Source organism: Dorea longicatena (assembly GCF_025150085.1).
In the GTDB taxonomy this organism is placed as follows: domain Bacteria; phylum Bacillota; class Clostridia; order Lachnospirales; family Lachnospiraceae; genus Dorea_A; species Dorea_A longicatena.
On the sequence record NZ_CP102280.1, the window covers coordinates 2,210,925 to 2,228,334 of the forward strand.

The 17,410-nt window shown below is 41.6% G+C and carries 17 protein-coding genes; 2 read left to right on the forward strand and 15 right to left on the reverse strand.

The window, feature by feature from the left end:
* Nucleotides 1-97: 97 nt before the first annotated feature.
* Complete coding sequence (gene galT, locus NQ508_RS10525; protein ID WP_006428506.1) at nucleotides 98-1,588, reverse strand: UDP-glucose--hexose-1-phosphate uridylyltransferase; 1,491 nt, start codon at nucleotides 1,586-1,588, stop codon at nucleotides 98-100.
* Nucleotides 1,589-1,625: 37 nt separating this feature from the next.
* Entirely contained in the window at nucleotides 1,626-2,795 is a 1,170-nt protein-coding gene (locus NQ508_RS10530) for a galactokinase (protein ID WP_006428505.1), read from the reverse strand.
* Between the two features lie 227 nt (nucleotides 2,796-3,022).
* Here NQ508_RS10530 and NQ508_RS10535 point away from each other — a divergent pair, with 227 nt between their 5' ends.
* On the forward strand, nucleotides 3,023-3,988 hold the full coding sequence (locus NQ508_RS10535) for an AraC family transcriptional regulator (RefSeq protein WP_006428504.1): 966 nt from the start codon (nucleotides 3,023-3,025) through the stop codon (nucleotides 3,986-3,988).
* A 10-nt stretch (nucleotides 3,989-3,998) separates the two neighbouring features.
* Here the strand turns inward: NQ508_RS10535 and NQ508_RS10540 are convergent, their stop codons facing one another.
* On the reverse strand, nucleotides 3,999-5,396 hold the full coding sequence (locus NQ508_RS10540; RefSeq protein WP_006428503.1) for an alanine/glycine:cation symporter family protein: 1,398 nt from the start codon (nucleotides 5,394-5,396) through the stop codon (nucleotides 3,999-4,001).
* 284 nt (nucleotides 5,397-5,680) lie between these two features.
* Here NQ508_RS10540 and NQ508_RS10545 point away from each other — a divergent pair, with 284 nt between their 5' ends.
* Nucleotides 5,681-6,208, forward strand: coding sequence for an ECF transporter S component (locus NQ508_RS10545; protein WP_044920411.1), 528 nt, complete (start codon nucleotides 5,681-5,683; stop codon nucleotides 6,206-6,208).
* A gap of 135 nt (nucleotides 6,209-6,343) precedes the next feature.
* Here NQ508_RS10545 and NQ508_RS10550 read toward each other — a convergent pair whose 3' ends face one another.
* The 12 genes from NQ508_RS10550 to NQ508_RS10605 all read right to left on the reverse strand — a co-directional run bounded on the left by NQ508_RS10550 (nucleotide 6,344) and on the right by NQ508_RS10605 (nucleotide 17,395).
* A complete protein-coding gene (locus tag NQ508_RS10550; RefSeq protein ID WP_006428501.1) occupies nucleotides 6,344-7,819 on the reverse strand; it encodes a sodium-dependent transporter in 1,476 nt (491 codons plus the stop codon).
* A 242-nt stretch (nucleotides 7,820-8,061) separates the two neighbouring features.
* Nucleotides 8,062-8,346, reverse strand: coding sequence for a DUF2325 domain-containing protein (locus NQ508_RS10555; protein WP_006428500.1), 285 nt, complete (start codon nucleotides 8,344-8,346; stop codon nucleotides 8,062-8,064).
* A 246-nt stretch (nucleotides 8,347-8,592) separates the two neighbouring features.
* Nucleotides 8,593-8,835, reverse strand: coding sequence for a hypothetical protein (locus NQ508_RS10560; RefSeq protein ID WP_006428499.1), 243 nt, complete (start codon nucleotides 8,833-8,835; stop codon nucleotides 8,593-8,595).
* Nucleotides 8,836-8,848: 13 nt separating this feature from the next.
* A complete protein-coding gene (locus tag NQ508_RS10565; RefSeq protein ID WP_022415635.1) occupies nucleotides 8,849-9,559 on the reverse strand; it encodes a GntR family transcriptional regulator in 711 nt (236 codons plus the stop codon).
* 29 nt (nucleotides 9,560-9,588) lie between these two features.
* Nucleotides 9,589-10,194 carry a class II aldolase/adducin family protein gene (locus NQ508_RS10570; protein ID WP_006428497.1) on the reverse strand — a complete coding sequence of 202 codons (606 nt, stop codon included), beginning with the start codon at nucleotides 10,192-10,194 and terminating at the stop codon, nucleotides 9,589-9,591.
* Nucleotides 10,195-10,217: 23 nt separating this feature from the next.
* Entirely contained in the window at nucleotides 10,218-11,471 is a 1,254-nt protein-coding gene (locus tag NQ508_RS10575; protein ID WP_044920481.1) for a Tm-1-like ATP-binding domain-containing protein, read from the reverse strand.
* Between the two features lie 112 nt (nucleotides 11,472-11,583).
* On the reverse strand, nucleotides 11,584-12,588 hold the full coding sequence (locus NQ508_RS10580; RefSeq protein ID WP_044920409.1) for an N-acyl homoserine lactonase family protein: 1,005 nt from the start codon (nucleotides 12,586-12,588) through the stop codon (nucleotides 11,584-11,586).
* A gap of 86 nt (nucleotides 12,589-12,674) precedes the next feature.
* Complete coding sequence (locus NQ508_RS10585) at nucleotides 12,675-13,688, reverse strand: 2-keto-3-deoxygluconate permease (RefSeq protein ID WP_006428494.1); 1,014 nt, start codon at nucleotides 13,686-13,688, stop codon at nucleotides 12,675-12,677.
* Between the two features lie 138 nt (nucleotides 13,689-13,826).
* A complete protein-coding gene (locus NQ508_RS10590; protein WP_044920407.1) occupies nucleotides 13,827-14,612 on the reverse strand; it encodes a triose-phosphate isomerase in 786 nt (261 codons plus the stop codon).
* 16 nt (nucleotides 14,613-14,628) lie between these two features.
* Nucleotides 14,629-15,069, reverse strand: a complete 441-nt coding sequence (locus tag NQ508_RS10595) for an RpiB/LacA/LacB family sugar-phosphate isomerase (RefSeq protein ID WP_044920405.1) — start codon at nucleotides 15,067-15,069, stop codon at nucleotides 14,629-14,631.
* Nucleotides 15,070-15,270: 201 nt separating this feature from the next.
* On the reverse strand, nucleotides 15,271-16,131 hold the full coding sequence (locus tag NQ508_RS10600) for a class II fructose-bisphosphate aldolase (protein ID WP_044920403.1): 861 nt from the start codon (nucleotides 16,129-16,131) through the stop codon (nucleotides 15,271-15,273).
* Nucleotides 16,085-17,395, reverse strand: coding sequence for an MFS transporter (locus tag NQ508_RS10605; protein ID WP_006428490.1), 1,311 nt, complete (start codon nucleotides 17,393-17,395; stop codon nucleotides 16,085-16,087). The genes NQ508_RS10600 and NQ508_RS10605 overlap by 47 nt, the downstream gene beginning before the upstream one ends.
* Nucleotides 17,396-17,410: the final 15 nt, after the last annotated feature.

Below are 17,410 nucleotides of genomic sequence, written 5' to 3' on the forward strand. Positions count from 1 at the left end.
TTTGTTATATTTTCATCATAACAACTCAAACATGACAAAACGCCAAAAATCTTCCGGGCTTTTCATCCCTTCTGATTTTTGACGTTTTTCTAACATCTTATAATGTTTTTACAAATCTTAAAAATGCTTCTCTTCCCTCTTCTGTACATTTATACACTCCGGCATCCTCAAGTACATGTACAAATACTTCACCGACTTCTTTTTTCAATATATCCATTACATTTTCTTCTGTAATCCCATCATATTTTTTACAAAATGTATCTGCCCAGTCCGCATGCTTTGCAATCTTTTCATTACTTCTGATATCTTTTTTCTGAACCAGATAATCCGCAAGAATCTCCAGCTCTTCTTTTAATCTGGATGGAAGCACCGCAAGTCCCATAACTTCGATCAGTCCGATATTTTCCTTTTTAATATGATGATACTCTGCATGTGGATGATAAACGCCAAGTGGATGTTCTTCGGTTGTGATATTATTCCGAAGAGTCAGATCCAGTTCAAACAATCCATCACGTTTTCTTGCAATCGGGGTAATGGTATTGTGTGGCTCTCCATCTGTATTCGCATAGATGAATGCATCTTCATCTGTATAGTTTCGCCAGCATCTGAGGATATGATCTGCCAGATCTATCAGGCGTTTCTCATCTTTGTGACGGATTCGGATGACAGATAACGGCCATTTTACGATTCCAGCCTCAACATCTTCATATCCCGGGATTGTAATTTTAATCTCGATCGGCGCTTTTGCCATTGCAAATGTATAGTGTCCCCCCTGGAAATGATCGTGACTTAAGATAGAACCGCCAACGATTGGGAGATCTGCATTAGATCCCAGGAAATAATGTGGAAATAATTTTACGAAATCAAATAATTTCTCAAATGCTTTCTTATCAATCTTCATCGGGATATGCTGTCCGTTAAATACGATGCAATGCTCGTTATAGTACACATATGGTGAATACTGGAATCCCCATTTTCCACCTGCAATCTCGATTGGTATAATCCTGTGGTTTTCTCTTGCCGGATGGTCAAGACGTCCTGCATATCCTTCATTTTCCATACAAAGCAGACATTTCGGATATGCGGTATTCTTTGCATTTCTTGCTGCAGCGATCGCCTTTGGATCCTTCTCCGGCTTGGACAGATTAATTGTGATGTCAATCTTACCATATGGGGAATCTACTTTCCACTTCATGTCCTTTTTCACACGGTATCTGCGGATATAATTGCTGTCCTGACTTAATTTGTAGAAATATTCTGTCGCAGCTTCCGGAGATTCTTCATATTTTTCCGCAAATGTCTTCTGTACCTGAGCCGGTCTTGGTACCAGACAATTCATGATCTTCGTATCGAAAAGATCACGGAATCCGATACTGTCTTCAATGATTCCTCTTTTTACCGCCTCATCCAGTAATCCTTCCAGAACTGCTTCCAGCTCGATGGAACTGCTGTCGATTTCTACATCTTCATATGAATCTTCCTGGAATAATTCTAACAATAAATTTGTTGTGTAAATTCTCTCACATTCCGGTGTCAGTCCGGTCTGAATACCATATTCTACCAGTTTCTTAATATTTTCATACAACATATTCTGATCCTTCCGTTCTTTTTTCTATTCTGTGAATTTATACAATCTTTGCTCCGTCACCGATATCTACTACATAGAATTCTGCTTCATGTCCGACTTTTTCTTTATATGTCTTTCCAATCTCCTCGATAAACTTATCTACCGTTCCTTCTTCAACGATGCTGACCGTACATCCACCGAATCCGCCTCCGGTGATACGTGAACCGATAACCCCCGGCATTGCCTGCGCCAGATCTACCAGAATATCTATCTCTTCGCAGGACACTTCATAATCATAACGAAGTGACTCATGAGATGCATTCATAAGCTGTCCGAATAATTTCACATCGTTGTTACGGAGTGCTTCTACTGCACGAATAGTTCTCTGATTCTCATATACCGCATGTTTCGCACGCTTCTGTCTGACCGGATCTTTGATCGCATCCTTGTACTGTTCGAATCCGTCCTCTGTAAGATCTCCAAGTGTCTTTATATCTGTAACCTTCTGAAGTTCCTTTAATGCAGTCTCACATTCATTTCTTCTGTCATTGTAAGCAGAATCAACCAGACTGTGCTTTACCTTACTGTTGATGATCACAATCTTCGCATTTTCAAGAACGACCGGTGCATATTCGTATTTTAATGTATTGGTATCCAGGAAAATTGCATGATCTTTCTTACCCATCGCACTTGCGAACTGATCCATAATTCCACAGTTGCATCCATTGAAATTATTCTCCGAATACTGTCCGATCAATGCAAGATCGATCATGGAGAGATCTTCAAATCCAAATGTATCTTTTAACATCAGTCCTGTCAGCACTTCCAGTGATGCGGAAGAAGAAAGTCCAGAACCATTCGGAATATTTCCATAGATCAGGATATCCATTCCATGTGTCAGTTCATACCCTCTCTTTTCGAATGCCCACATTACTCCCTTCGGATAATTCGTCCATCCGGCATTTTTACTCGGAATCAATTCATCGAGACTTGTCTCAATGATTCCAAGCTTTTCAAAGTTCAAAGAGAAGAAACCTAATTTTCTGTCTTCTCTGTTCCTTACCACTGCCCATGTTCCCATTGTCAGTGCACATGGGAATACATGACCTCCGTTATAATCTGTATGTTCTCCGATCAGGTTTACTCGTCCCGGTGCAAAATAAGTACGGATTTCCCCGCCTTCTCCGTATAATTCCTGAAATTTTGCGATCAATTGCTCTTTCTGCATTCCATTACCTCCATTTTTAATACATTTTTATCATTTTTTCTTTCATACCTTAAGTTTCAGGCCTTCTTTAACATCCACTTACATACTTTTTTGTAGTTGACTGTCTTCTGTTATTGCTATAATATAATCATAATGAGATATGCAAATTCTCACAATAAGAATATTGGCATATTTTATAAGAATATTGAGATTTTATTTGTTTTTGACTTTTATATACGGAGGATGATATGAAAGGTATTCAGATTCTTACAGAAAAAAACAAAAAAGAAGTAAAAGAACACGGAAGTTACACTTTCCCCGTTCAGGTATCCCCAGAGGCAATACAGTCTTATGAACAGCATTCCTTCATGTGGCACTGGCATCCGGAGATCGAACTTACATGGTTCGTATCCGGACAGATGGAATATGTCGTCAATGACCAGCGTTATATTATCTCAGAAGGCGAAGGGATATTCTGCAACAGTAATGCTTTACATGCCGGATATATGATTGATGACCAGGACTGTAATTATATCTCTGTCACATTTCATCCCAAATTCATCTATGGCTACGAGAACAGTATCCTGCAGACCAAATATGTCGATTTTATCACTTCCAACGAATTCTGGTCTTCACTTGTATTAAAACCGGAAATTCCATGGCAAAATGAAATTATCGAATACATAAAAGAAATATATACATTAACCTGCCAGGTTCAATCTTCTTCCGATGCCTTCATTCCCGGATATGAAGGCATAGCGGAACAGCCGGAACTTCCTGACTATGAATTCCGTATTCATCTCCTGCTCTGTGAGATCTGGCACCGGCTTTATCTGCATTATGTCCAGATTGCCCAGGATACTCCGCATCCACAGAAGCATTTACAGCGTTTGAAAGACATTCTTTCTTATCTTCAGGAGCATGCTTCCGAAGAACTCAGTCTCGAAGATATCGCCGCCCACGCCGGACTGTGCAAAAGCGAATGCTGCCGCTTTTTCAAAAAATATATGCGGATGACCATCTTCGATTACCTGCTGTCTACACGGATTCAGAACAGTATTCCACTTCTTATGGACGGGGAGAATATTACTACGATTGCCGGACTTGTAGGATTTTCCTCACCGGCATATTATGGCCAGATTTTCAAGCGTTACATAGGCATGTCACCCAGTCAGTATAAAAAGAATGCCGCCCAGTCACCTTCCGGTGACTAAGCGGCATCTTTTATACATTTTTGCCCTCTCTGTCAAAGTATTCTTTCACAAGTCTGACCACAACTCCTGACAGCAGGAAGACTGCTATCAGGTTCGGGATAACCATCAGACCATTAAATGTCTCTGCAATATTCCACATCAGTCCCAGTTCCATAGTTGCGCCGACAATCGCTACCAGTGCATACAATATCATAAATGGTCTGTTTGCGCGGGTACCAAGCAGGAACTCCACACAACGTGTTCCATAAAGTCCCCATCCAATGATCGTAGAAAATGCAAAGCAGCACATTGCAATGGCCGTAAATATCGATACCCAGCTTCCGTAAGTGGAAGTAAATCCAAGAATCGTAAGTTCTGCACCGGCCGCATCTCCATATCCAACCGGTACGCCGCTACACAGAATGACAAGTGCCGTCAGTGTACAGATCACAATTGTATCTACAAAGACTTCGAATATTCCAAAGAATCCCTGCTTTACAGGCTTTCTTGTATCCGCACATGCATGAGCAATCGAACCGGTACCAAGTCCTGCTTCATTTGAAAAGATTCCCCTGGATACACCTTTTTTCATACTCATGAAGAAAGATCCTACTGCACCGCCGGTCACAGATGCGGGTGAAAAGGCACCTTTAAAAATAGAAGCGAATACTGTCGGGATATTTCTGTAATTCAAGATCACAACTCCGATTGCAAGAATAATATAAATGACCGCCATAAACGGAACCAGCTTTTCCGCTACCTGCCCGATTCGTTTGATTCCTCCAAGAAGGATCAGCCCGATCAATACTGCCAGAATAATTCCGATCACCAGATTCAGAGTACTCACATTCTGTTCACTGATCACACCATAATTATACAGAGCTGAATCAATTGCTGTCGTGATGGTATTGACCTGTGTTGCATTCCCCGTTCCGAATACCGTCAGTACACCAAATGCCGCGAACAGATAGGCCAGCCAGTGCCATTGCTTCTTCAGTCCATTTTTTATGTAGTACATAGGTCCTCCGACCAGATCGCCTTCCGCGTTTTTCTCCCGGAAATGTACCGCAAGCGTTACTTCTGAAAACTTTGTACACATTCCAAGAAGTGCTGATATCCACATCCAGAAAACTGCACCCGGGCCTCCGATCGCGATTGCTCCTGCCACGCCTGCAATATTACCGGTTCCGACGGTCGCAGCCAGTGCCGTACATACTGCCTGGAATGGTGTCAGTGCTCCGTCTGAAGCTTCTCTTTTTTTCAACATCCGGCCGATTGTTACTTTCATCGCATATGGGAATTTACGGATCTGAAGAAATCCGGTTCTGATGCTTAATAAAAGCCCTACTCCTACGATGCAGATCATGGCCGGTACTCCCCAGATGAAGTTATTTACCACATTGTTGATTGATTCGATTGTTGCCAACATTACTTCTAGTCCTTTCCTATTTATAAATCATATTTTTGATTTTGTATCGCATTACCGCATTATCACATTAAATTTCAACTGTAGCAGTATAGCACGATTTTATATAAAAGTACAGGATTTCTTTTTCTTTATCAAAAGATTACCCGAAATTTCATACACGTACTTCCTTTCTTTTCTAGTATTTTTACAACTGGTATGGTATATTTTCTCATAACTGGCTCTTTATCTCATGCCACTACTATTGTACAGTAATGGCAATTACGAAAGGAAAGAAGGTTTTGGTTATGAATTCCAATCTGAAAAAAATAATTATGACAGCATTATTCGCTGCGTTAGCCTGTGTTGCTACAATGTCCATCCGTATTCCGACACCGGGAACCGGCGGATATATCCATCCTGGTGATGCAATCGTAATCCTCGCAGGTATCATCCTTGGTCCTGTATATGGTATGCTTGCCGGTGGTATCGGTTCTGCACTGTCTGACCTGATCGGTGGATATTTTGTATACGTTCCGATCACACTGGTGATCAAGGGGCTTGTCGCATTGGTATCCGGACTGATTTACCAGAAGATGTGCCGTTACGGTAAGAACCGTTACGTCGCAGTTATCCTTGGAGGTATTACAGATATCGCATTCGTCGCCGGTGGATATTTTATCTGCGAGTTCTTCCTGTATGGAAGCGGCGCTGCTGCAAGTATCCCTGCTAATATTATCCAGGGAGTCGGCGGACTTATTATCTCTGCTGTATTATATCCGGTACTGATCGCAATCCCGGATGTACGCCAGGCAGCATACGAGACGAAGAATTAAATTCACTTACATACTTTGCCACATATAGGACTTGCCATTGGCATCTTCTTTCGAACGCATGGCGAAAAAAGGATAAGTTCTTTCTCTCTTCATGAAAGAACTTATCCTTTTTCCACATCTTTTTACTTTTTCACTTTACTTATCCACTTTTTCCGCATTACTTTTTCCACAAGAGCATCCGATCACAAATGCAAGGAATAAGAATGCCACGATCATCCAACCAATCAGTGTCTTCGTTCCCATTGGTTGAAATTTATCATAATATCCCTTCAGGTAAATGATAATGATCAGAAGCGGCAGTCCGTAAGACATATAACCCTTGATTCCTGCCGGGAACTTCCATCCTTCTCCTTGATTGATTTCTTCAAGGAAGCTGTTCCATCCCCAGCCATTCTTCTTTGTACAGAACAATACATATCCCAGACTTCCAAGCGGAAGCAGGTTATTCGATACGATGAAGTCCTCCAGATCCATGATTGTCGATCCTTCTCCAAGTGGAGTGAATCCGGCCAATACATTGAATCCCATAACACATGGCATACTTAAGATAATGATCAGAATCAGACTTACCAGTGTACTCTTCTTTCTTGACCATCCGAATAAATCCATATCAAAAGAAATAATATTTTCAAATACCGCAACCAGTGTCGTAAATGCAGCAAAGCTTAAGAACAGGAAGAATAATCCTCCCCATACACACCCGCCTGCCACCTGCGCGAAAATATTCGGGATCGTGATAAATATAAGGCTCGGGCCTGCTCCCGGTTCAATTCCGTATGCAAAGCATGCAGGGATAATAATGAAACCTGCCATCAGCGCTACGATTGTATCAAGCACGGTAATATTCACAGCCTCTCCGAATAATCTCTGGTCTTTTTCCATATAACTTCCAAAGATCAACATCGCTCCGATTCCAATTGATAATGTAAAGAATGCCTGGCTCATAGCCCCGAAAATTACATTTCCGATTCCAATCTCTGCCATCTGTTTGAAATCAGGGATCAGGTAAAAACGAATTCCTGCTCCGGCACCTTTCATCATCACAGAATGGATCGCAAGTACGATCATGATCAAAAGCAGTGCTGTCATCATGAACTTGGAAACTTTTTCGATACCTTTCTGGATTCCAAACGCACATACACCGAATCCAATGATACATATCAAAATCGTCCAGAATGCCATAAGCGGCATATTTCCTAGCATATCACTGAATCCTGCAGATACAGTCTTCATATCCGCACCCACAAAATCTCCTCTGAAGCTTCTGACGCAATAATACAGCATCCATCCACCAACTGTGGTATAGAACATCATCAGGAAATAGCATCCGATAACACCGATCCATTTCGTAATATGCCACTTTGTTTCTTTTGGTTCCAGTGTCTCATATGCAGCGGCAACACTGTGTCTGCTGGCACGTCCGACACCAAATTCACAGACCATAACCGGGATTCCCATGATCAGAAGGAACACCAGATAGATTAAAATGAATGCAGCCCCGCCGAACTGTCCACACATGTACGGGAACTTCCACACATTTCCAATACCAACGGCACATCCTGCAGATACAAGGATGAAGCCCAGTCTTGATCCAAATGTCTCTCTCTTCATTCCATAAACCTCTCTTTACTTTTTAAGTCAAGCATTTTTTATTATATCGTATTTTGTCTACCAAACGCAAGGACTGTCATTATGGAATTTTAAGTTTAAAAAAGATCAAGAAAAGGACCAGGAAATGTACCCTACTCATCTCCTTGTCCTTTCTTTCTCTTTTTATATGATTTTTACTATTATCAGCTCATGGAGTTTTATAAAGCTTTCATCTGGTATGAGCTGCCCCACATTCCAGATACTTATGCCGTACAGGCATTCTGAAGAATCTCATTTAAAGCATTTCCGCTGCTTGTGTGGCATCTTACGATTTGTGCATTACATTTTTCCGCTTCTGTTACTGCACAGTGTACCATCTTATGAGATACTGTATTGGTAAATAAGATTAACAGATCGGGACTTCCGATCTTCTCACTTAAGTTTCCTGACATCTGTGTGAATACTTTTGCTTTGCATTTGTACTCTTTACAGATCTTTTTATACTGATGAACCATTCTGTCATGTCCGCCTACGATTACTACACTCATGTACTGCCTCCTTTTATGTAAGTATATTAGTTAGCTTTATCTAACTAATATGATACACTTTTTTTCCGAAAATGGAAGAGGGTGTATTGAAAACTTTTCTCAATACACCCTCTTCCATTAAACACACGGAAAACAAAATCTACAGAACCTGCCACTGGCAGCTTCTTTCGAATGCATGGTGATAAATAAAAACCGGAACCACTCACCTCCACAGCATATGATCCCGGCTTCCACTCACATCATTCTCTACATATCTTCATATTTCATCAGATACTTACAAATCTTCTGCAAATCTTCTTCCTCACTTGCAACGATCTCCAAATGCAGTTCATCTGCTCTGGAGAAAAGCTGTGTCATAGACATAAACTGGCAGAGTTTTGATTTCATGTTCAATCTGTCTCCCTCACCTGTCAGTAATTCTACACGACCTTTGCAATCGTCAACAACTTTAAAGAATTCCTGCGCATTTGTAATTTTATTAATTTTCATAGCTGGTCTCCTTTTACAATGTGTAATAATCCGTTTCTTTTGATATTCCATCGATTCTTACACCTAGTGTATCATATAATGATTTCTTCAATCTTTCTGCATCTCTATCTTTCAGAGCATCGATATATCCCTGATGTTCTGCAATCATATTCTTGGCTCCATTCGTATTCTTTATCACATCCCGGCCATATATCAGTTTAAAAAATGATAACGTATCCCATAATGATTCTATCATCGCACATACTCTGTCCATTTCGCTGATGGAATAGATTGCAAAATGAAATTTTCGATTTTGCAAGTATAACTTTTTTGCATCAATCTCATCTGCTTCAACAATTGGAATATATTCCTTATGTATCTCTTCCAGTTCGTGTATCTGTTCTTCCGTAATCTTTTTACACGCTTCTCCAGCTGCAAGCGGCTCTAACAACTGACGCATCAGATATATTTGTAAAACATCCTCCTGTTCCAGCGAAACAAGTTTTACCCCTACATAAGGAATCGATTCAGCCAGTCCCATTTTTTCCAGACTCTTCAAAGCCTCTCTGATTGGCATACGACTGACTCCAAGCTGACGGGCAAGCTCTTCTGTATTCAGCTTTTCCCCCATCTTCAACTTTCCATCCATAATCCAATCCATCAGTTTGTTCAATACCTGCATTGGCAATGTATCTCTTTGCAGCATCATTGAATCATCTTGACCCATTGTCACTCGGTTACTCATATATAGCACTACTCTCTTATCTAAAATATTTACAGACCAAGCTTTTCTACCACTTTGTCCAAAATAGCAACCTGAGCTGTCTCTTCGACTAACTCAGCTGTATGCTCTGCAGCCAGTGGATCTTTTCCCATTGCAACTACACCATGATCTGCCAGTAAGAAGGCATTGATATTCGGTGTCTTTTCAAACATTGCTTCTACCATCGGTACGTCTTCCGGTCTCACCATTGCTGCATGTACGTCTAAGGTTGGATATCCTTCCGGATTCTTCAGTTTGGAATGCCATGTTACAAGCGGCAGGTCTTTCTTAGAGGATGACCATCCGATCGCATATGGAGAATGTACATGTACGACAGACTGTACATCTGGTTTCAATTTATAGATGTAGCCGTGCAGTAATGCTTCTCTCGTCGGCTTTCCTGTTCCTTCGATCACATTCCCGTCAAAATCCGTAATTAAAAATCCTTCTGGTGTGCAGTCACCCAGAGAACCGCCGCTTGCTTTTACAAGCATTGTCTCTGTTCCAGGTATTCTGGCACTTACGTTTCCTCCACTACCAGTCTGTATCCCTCTATTATAAGCTCTTTTACTTGCAATAACAAGTTTTTCTGCGATTTCATATGCTTTCTGATCCATAACTGCTATATCCTCCTGCTTTTTTAATTCTCCCCAAAGTTCTGTGGTAATTTTCCCTGTTTTTTCATTTCATCTACAATATAATGTGCTGCTTTCACGCCAAATTCCGGAGTATCCAGATTATGTGGAATCACGATAACTTCTACGTTGTCATTTACGTTTTCAATGATTGTCTGAATCAGTACTGAATCACTCTTTGGCTCGTATAATTCCTGTCCTTCCAGAGTATTGTGTCTCATTCCCTTGGTAGGAATCAGAAGTTTCACCGGATAAGTAACCTTGCTGAGTCTTTCTGCCAGGATTTTTCCTAATGCTTCGGCTTCTTCTGGAAGGATCTTGATATGTGCTGTATTAGCATTGTGAAGCATATATTTTCTTTCGTCCATTCTATCTGGAAGTTCGCTTGTACTGAAGTCTACAAAATCAAGTCCACCAAGGCTGATAACCAATGGTACTTTCTTCTCTACAGATTCTACCAGACGGATTTTTGCTTTCGGACCATATGAGAATCCACCTCCGAAATATTCGGATGTCAGTTCATGTAAAGTCAGATCCAGAATTCCATCTACCAGGCCATTTGCTGCCATATCTTCCATTGTTGCTCCACCGACTCCTGTTGCGTGGAAACCAATCACTTCAAGTCCCATCTTCTCTAATTCTTCTACTGCTGCAACAGCTCCTGTATTTGTTACACCCATCAATGTAACTGCAACAACCGGTTTATCACCTTTTGTCAGAACCTGTCCTGCACATTTTACCATTCCCACGCAACAAGCACAGGCATTGGAGATGACCTGACGTGTTACAATATTAAGTCCTGTAAAATCACAGATTGCAGGCATAACCGTAATATCTTTATCCCCTACAACAAGGTCAAATTTTCTTGTTCCGCTTGCTACAGTTGTAGCCATAACTTTTGGAAAACCAATCGGCAGTTTCTGCATTGCATTTGCCGCCATGACTGTGTTCTGAAGTCCTCCGACAGAAATTATTCCGTCAATCTTTCCTTCTTCATATAATTTTACTACATAAGCTGCAACGGCATCTTTCATGTAGTCTATCTTTTCACCTTTTGATTTTGGTTTCATCTCTTCCCAAGGTGTGCCATAACTTTCTGCGATTTCTTCTCTTGAGATGTCATAATTATAAGATGGTGCAGGACCTGTTGCTGTATTGATAACCAGAGCATTTAATCCTTCATTTTTAATAAAATCGCTGATAAACTTCGCTTCTTTGAACTTTGTATCGCAACTTTCGATTACCGCTATCGTCTTCATATTCTCCATTAATCTCCTTCTATACAGATATTGTGAAGACCACCCCTTTGGATAACCTCCACAACATCCCACTCTCGTCCAGATTCTTATTCTCTCTCGACTATATCACATATTAGTTCTGGCTGAAATATTTTGTCTCAGCTTTCTTTGCTGCTTTTCTAGCATCTTTGTCAATGATTGCTGTCTTGTACTCATCGAATACGAAGTCAGTATCTTTCTTTCCGATTACCGGAAGTTTATTGTCATGAGAATCTTCATATTTCTCTACTGCTGCAGATAAGATTACGTCATGAGCAAGTAACAGATGTTTGTGAGGATCTACTCCTGCCTCTTTACAACGACGGACTGTATCACGTACTGTCTTCCATGCAGCTACGATATCAACATAACGTCCTGGAGGGCAGATGTCGTAATGTAATTCATCCTGCATTTCCTGTGGAGCATCAATGTTACCCATTACGAATACGGAATCTCCAACGCAGAAGTATGGTCCTTCTTCTGTCTCAACAACAACTGTCATATGTCCTGGACAATGTCCAAATGACTCGTATACGCTTACGCCCGGTGCGATTTCAACTTCGCCTTTTACGGTTTCAAATCTTTCATATACGCCTGGCTGATCGTATGGTGCAATGAACTGGTCTCCACATGTTACATCACCATCTTTTGCGATGATCGGACGGCAGTATGATTTGTAGTGAAGCGGTACTGGATTGTGTGCATAATCCCATTCAACTTCGTTGCAGATAAAACGAGCTTTTGTAAATTTCTCAAGGTAGAAGATATGATCCCAGTGAAGATGTGTAAATAATACGATATCTACATCTGATGGTTTGTATCCTACCTGAGCCAGACGTGACTCGATGTCATCGATTCCTGGTCTCTGAAGAGATGGTCCGTGATGATATTTGTCTGCATGCTCTGTCCATGACATACCTGTGTCAACCAGGATCAGCTGATCGCCGCCTTCAATTAAGAATGTCATATCTGGAAGCTGATCTGATTCATTTGTGATACCCATTTTTTCAACATATTTCTTGCATGAGAAATGATACCAGTATTCCAGTGGTTTTGTTGGGATGTAGCCTGAGTTAAGTGGTCTGATTGTTAATGACATAATATAGTCCTCTCTTTCTTATTGTATATGTAGTGTTATTTGTTTCCTATTAAAATTTTGAATATATTTAATAATTTATATTACTTTTATGCTCCTTGTTTTTCCTTTGCCTCGCGTTCTGCGATCGCTGCATCAGAATAAATACCAAGTTTTTTCTTTCTCATGTGTTTATCACACATAGATGTAATGATTGGTGCGGTAAACGCTGTTACAATGGCTGCTACTGCAAGCTGTGCTGTTGCCGTACTTGCTGCTGACTGCCATGCCGGATCAACCTCTGCAAGAGAAGCCGGAACACTTGTTGCATTTGCTGCTGTCGTACCGATTGCAGCTCCCATAGCATTTCTCTTGTTCTTTGGCAGTGTAAGCTGGAACAGGAAGTAGAATAAAAATGCTGACAGTGCTGAGATGATTGCCAGTACTACTCCGCCAACTCCACCTAATGCAATACTCTTAAGACTCATTCCTGCTCCGATTGGGATCATCATGAAGAATGTGATGATCGGCATTGCATCTGCTGCAACTTTACGGAATGTCTTGTCCAGATTTCCCCAGATAATACCGATGATCAGAGGAATCAGTGTTGCGATAAATGATTCGATCGGGATGGAAGCCATACCAGCTGTTCCCATAGCAATCATTGTAAAGAATGGTCCGTCGTTCAGTGATAAGATAGAAATTGCTCCGGCATCTGTTTCATCACCATACTGCTGCGCAAGTCCTAAGTACAATCCTCCGGCTGAGTTTGTGATACCGGCGATCATTGCCATGGAAGTGATTCCACAGAATCCTGCGGCTCCGCCGATCTTTGCTACCAGAAGTCCGAGTACAATACCAACTACAAATTTCATAAGAGTCAGTGTACATCCTTTGTACAGCGGCATTCCGATCTTCTTTACATCGATGGATGCTCCGTTCAGTAAGAGGAACATTCCTAACAGACAGGCGGTTCCGGTTTTGAACATTCCAGATGTAAATCCTCCGATCTCAAGTACATTTGGAATAAATGTGTTAGCAAGTACTCCGATCAGCATTGGCACAATGATTAATCCCCCAGGTACCTTCTGCATAAGTTTAAAAAAACTTTTTTCTTCCTTCATCCTTTCTTTACCTCCTTAGTTTTGTTGTTTGGATATTGGATATTGGATACGATTCATCGTGCTTTTATCATACAGCTGGATCCAATCTTTGTCAACATGACTAATTATCTAATTTCCCTATTCGTTTTTTGTGCATTTTTAACAATTGTGTTCTGCATATACTTTCATTGCATCACGAATCAATGTGTCGAACTTATCTGCATCCCATGCAGCTCTTCCGACAAAAAGACCATCTATCGATGGCTGTACGATCAGTGACTCCGCATTGCCCGGATTGACACTTCCACCGTACAGGACAGGAATTTCCTCAGATTTTTCACCAAAGATCTCGTATAATGCAGTTTTGATTTCCTTGTGCATAGCTTCTGCATAATCCGCAGATGCAGGTGTTCCATTGACACCGATAGACCATACCGGTTCATATGCCACCCAGATATTCTTGCACTCTTCCGGTGACACACCGTAGAATCCTATTTTGAGCTGGCTGCGCAGAGTCTCTGCACTGATTCCATATTCTTTCTGCTCTGCTGTTTCGCCGATACAAAGTAACGTCTTAAACCCATGTGACAGGGCCGCTTTCACCTTTTTATTCTCTTCTACATCACTTTCGCCGAATACATGCCGTCTCTCAGAGTGTCCGATCATCACAAGATCCAGCCCCATCTCTTCTAACATGCATGGTGAAATCTCGCCTGTAAACTGTCCCTGGTCTTCCCAGCACATATTCTGGGCACCAAGTCTTACAAATTCACGGTCACAGCAGCTTGTTGCAGTCTGAAGCGTCGTATAAGACGGAATGATAAAAAGCTCGATATCATCTCTGCTGATGTCCTTTGTATTTTCAACCAGTTTCTGAAGATATTCTCTGGTCGCACTGATGCCCTTATACATCTTCAGATTACTTCCGAAATATAGTTTTTTCATAGAATTTTCCTCTCTTTTAGCGGTTCTGATCATACTCTCTGAATGCATCTACTTTAGGCTGTGAAGAACATCCCGGTACGAATTCGTTCGTAAAGAAAGCGTCCACAAGCATCTCACGTACTTTTGCACCTGTCGTGAATGCTCCCATACAGACAATGTTGGCATCGTTACTGAGTCTTGCTCTTGTCGCAGAATATACGTCAGATACCAGTGCGGCATATGCACCTTTTACCTTATTGGCAGCAATAGATACCCCAAGCCCTGTTCCGCAGATCAGCACACCTCTGTCATATTCCCCGGATGCTACATGTTCTGCTACATCAATTGCTACATTCGCATAGATCGGATCTTCACTTCCGAAGTCTGTCACCTCTCCATAGCCTTTCTTTTCAATGTAAGCAATGATTTCCTGCTTTGCTTCTTCTGCATTTGGATCACAACCGATTGCAATTTTCATGTTCATTTCCTCCTTCTTTGTATCGGATATTGGATATTGGATACGATTTATGTTTTTTATAATAGCACCGGTTGTTTTTTATGTCAATAAATGCTGCTTTCTCCATTCATTTTCTAATAAAATGCACAAAAATAAAGTTCTGTTATCGTGCATATAGCCAATTAACAGAACTTTATTTATTGTATCATCATTATTATATTTTTACGCATCCACCTCATCCAGCGGCATCTCACAGTTGAACACTTCGATATGATGTCTCACATTCTCATACGTTCCCTGTACCATAGCCAGATTCAGATCAAAATAATTATGTGCTCCTTCTGACTTCAGATACTCTTCCGCATGTTTTGTCAGACGATTAAAGCTTGCTGTCGCAATATTCACTTTCACAATTCCAAGCTCGATTGCTTTTCTAAAATCTGCATCCGTGATTCCACTTCCACCATGAAGAACCAACGGAATTCCTGTCTTATCATGGATCTGCTCCAGTACATCAAATGCAAGCTTCGGTGCTACCGGATAATTGCCGTGTGCATTTCCGATTGCAACTGCCAATGCATCGATTCCGGTGCGTTCAACAAATATCTTTGCATCATCCGGATTCGTACAGCGGATTCCATGATCTTCACTTCCGTCTTCGCTTCCACCTACCAGTCCCAGCTCAGCCTCTACGGTTGCCCCGTATTTCTTTGCCAGTTCTACTATCTTTACTGTACGCTCGATATTTTCTTCAAATGGATATGTAGAGCTGTCGAACATGACGGAGGTAAATCCAAGTTCCAGTGCTTTCTCTACTGTCTCCATGGTAAGTCCATGATCCAGATGCACTGCCACGTCTACTTTCGCCTCTTTTGCAGCCTGTACCATCATTGGTCCCATAAGTGCAAGCGGGGAGTGTTTCAATCTTACTTCTGCAATCTGCAAGATGATCGGAGTGTCCAGTTCTTCTGCTGCCTGGATTGCTCCTTTTACCATCTCCATATTTCCAACACTGAATGCGCCGATTCCTCTGTAATTACTCTTCGCACGCTCCAGTAATTCTTTCATCGTTACTAATGCCATTGTTCTTCTGCTCCTTTCCATGTTCTTCTTTTTTCAGGTTATGTCCCAATATTGTCAGACAGATCAGGGCGATCACTGCAAATACAATTCCCATCCCGAATACCACATGCATGCCATATCCTTTTCCGGTAATGAATCCTGATAATGCCGGTGCGCCACATGTTGCGATTACGATACCAAGCATTACGAATCCGTAATTTTCTCCGGTATGCTCAATTCCAAAGATGGAACTTGTAAAGGATGGGAAACTTCCCATGATTCCGCCATAGCATCCATACATCAGAATGATTGCTGCGGTTACGGTATAGGATCTGGTAAATGTAAGTATTGCCATTGCCACAACAGATACTGCCAGCACGCCCTTGATACATCCCACTCTTCCTACTTTATCGGAAAGTGTCGGAAGTACCAGCCGGGTTCCGGCATTCACAATGGAACCGATCATAACTGCACTGACCGCAATTGCCGACGGGATTCCAAGTTCAATCTGATATGTCTGTGATACCGGTGACACCAGGAAATAAGAAATCAGCCCAAACAGCATCGTCGCCAGAAGAAGATAGAAGTTCTTTGTCTTCATCATCTCTGCGGATGTGTACTGCTTTTGTTCTGTCTGTGCTTCTGCATTTCCATTTGCCACGTTTTGTTCTCTTAATGCCCGTTCGGCTTTTCTTCTCCACTCTTTATCCGGAGCGGTAAAGAAGATACCGCATAAGATCCAGGAGATTGTAATCGCTGCACCAATGATCAGGAATGTCTTTCCCGGTCCCTCTGCCTGCAGGATTCTTCTGCTGATTGGTGCCAGAAAGAATCCACACAGTCCGTTTGCCGTTACGACCACACCTGATGCGAATCCCGTTCTTCCCGGGAACCATTTCTGAACAGTCGAGATAATTACGGTATAAATGAGTCCCTGTCCGAATCCCTGCATCACACCATAGGTCACATACATAGGAAGCGACGAAGGTACGATCAGGAATGCGGATGCCAGAATTCCAATGGCGAAGATACCGCCTCCGATCCATACAACAATCTTCGGATTATATTTATCCTGTAATCTTCCACCGATTATATTTCCAAATACGAATGTACTCAGTGCCAGGTAAAAACACATAGACGCTGCTGTCTGGCTCCAGCCGGCCTGTTCCATCACGTATGGCTGATAGATCGACCATACGTGAGGATAGCCGGTAAAAAAGATAGCAATGGCACCAAATATCATCGTCAGTAATCTTTGTCTTTTCTGTGTAGTTGTTAACTCCATAATTTTTTCCTCTTA

What these genes read in the sequence shown, in the direction of transcription:
- galT (WP_006428506.1), bottom strand. Translation starts at nt 1,588, where the DNA reads ATGTTGTATGAAAATATTAAGAAACTGGTAGAATATGGTATTCAGACC.
- NQ508_RS10565 (WP_022415635.1), bottom strand. Translation starts at nt 9,559, where the DNA reads ATGAGTAACCGAGTGACAATGGGTCAAGATGATTCAATGATGCTGCAA.
- NQ508_RS10580 (WP_044920409.1), bottom strand. Translation starts at nt 12,588, where the DNA reads ATGTCATTAACAATCAGACCACTTAACTCAGGCTACATCCCAACAAAA.
- NQ508_RS10585 (WP_006428494.1), bottom strand. Translation starts at nt 13,688, where the DNA reads ATGAAGGAAGAAAAAAGTTTTTTTAAACTTATGCAGAAGGTACCTGGG.
- NQ508_RS10590 (WP_044920407.1), bottom strand. Translation starts at nt 14,612, where the DNA reads ATGAAAAAACTATATTTCGGAAGTAATCTGAAGATGTATAAGGGCATC.
- NQ508_RS10530 (WP_006428505.1), bottom strand. Translation starts at nt 2,795, where the DNA reads ATGCAGAAAGAGCAATTGATCGCAAAATTTCAGGAATTATACGGAGAA.
- NQ508_RS10570 (WP_006428497.1), bottom strand. Translation starts at nt 10,194, where the DNA reads ATGGATCAGAAAGCATATGAAATCGCAGAAAAACTTGTTATTGCAAGT.
- NQ508_RS10535 (WP_006428504.1), top strand. Translation starts at nt 3,023, where the DNA reads ATGAAAGGTATTCAGATTCTTACAGAAAAAAACAAAAAAGAAGTAAAA.
- NQ508_RS10545 (WP_044920411.1), top strand. Translation starts at nt 5,681, where the DNA reads ATGAATTCCAATCTGAAAAAAATAATTATGACAGCATTATTCGCTGCG.
- NQ508_RS10605 (WP_006428490.1), bottom strand. Translation starts at nt 17,395, where the DNA reads ATGGAGTTAACAACTACACAGAAAAGACAAAGATTACTGACGATGATA.
- NQ508_RS10540 (WP_006428503.1), bottom strand. Translation starts at nt 5,396, where the DNA reads ATGTTGGCAACAATCGAATCAATCAACAATGTGGTAAATAACTTCATC.
- NQ508_RS10595 (WP_044920405.1), bottom strand. Translation starts at nt 15,069, where the DNA reads ATGAAAATTGCAATCGGTTGTGATCCAAATGCAGAAGAAGCAAAGCAG.
- NQ508_RS10600 (WP_044920403.1), bottom strand. Translation starts at nt 16,131, where the DNA reads ATGGCATTAGTAACGATGAAAGAATTACTGGAGCGTGCGAAGAGTAAT.
- NQ508_RS10560 (WP_006428499.1), bottom strand. Translation starts at nt 8,835, where the DNA reads ATGAAAATTAATAAAATTACAAATGCGCAGGAATTCTTTAAAGTTGTT.
- NQ508_RS10555 (WP_006428500.1), bottom strand. Translation starts at nt 8,346, where the DNA reads ATGAGTGTAGTAATCGTAGGCGGACATGACAGAATGGTTCATCAGTAT.
- NQ508_RS10575 (WP_044920481.1), bottom strand. Translation starts at nt 11,471, where the DNA reads ATGAAGACGATAGCGGTAATCGAAAGTTGCGATACAAAGTTCAAAGAA.
- NQ508_RS10550 (WP_006428501.1), bottom strand. Translation starts at nt 7,819, where the DNA reads ATGAAGAGAGAGACATTTGGATCAAGACTGGGCTTCATCCTTGTATCT.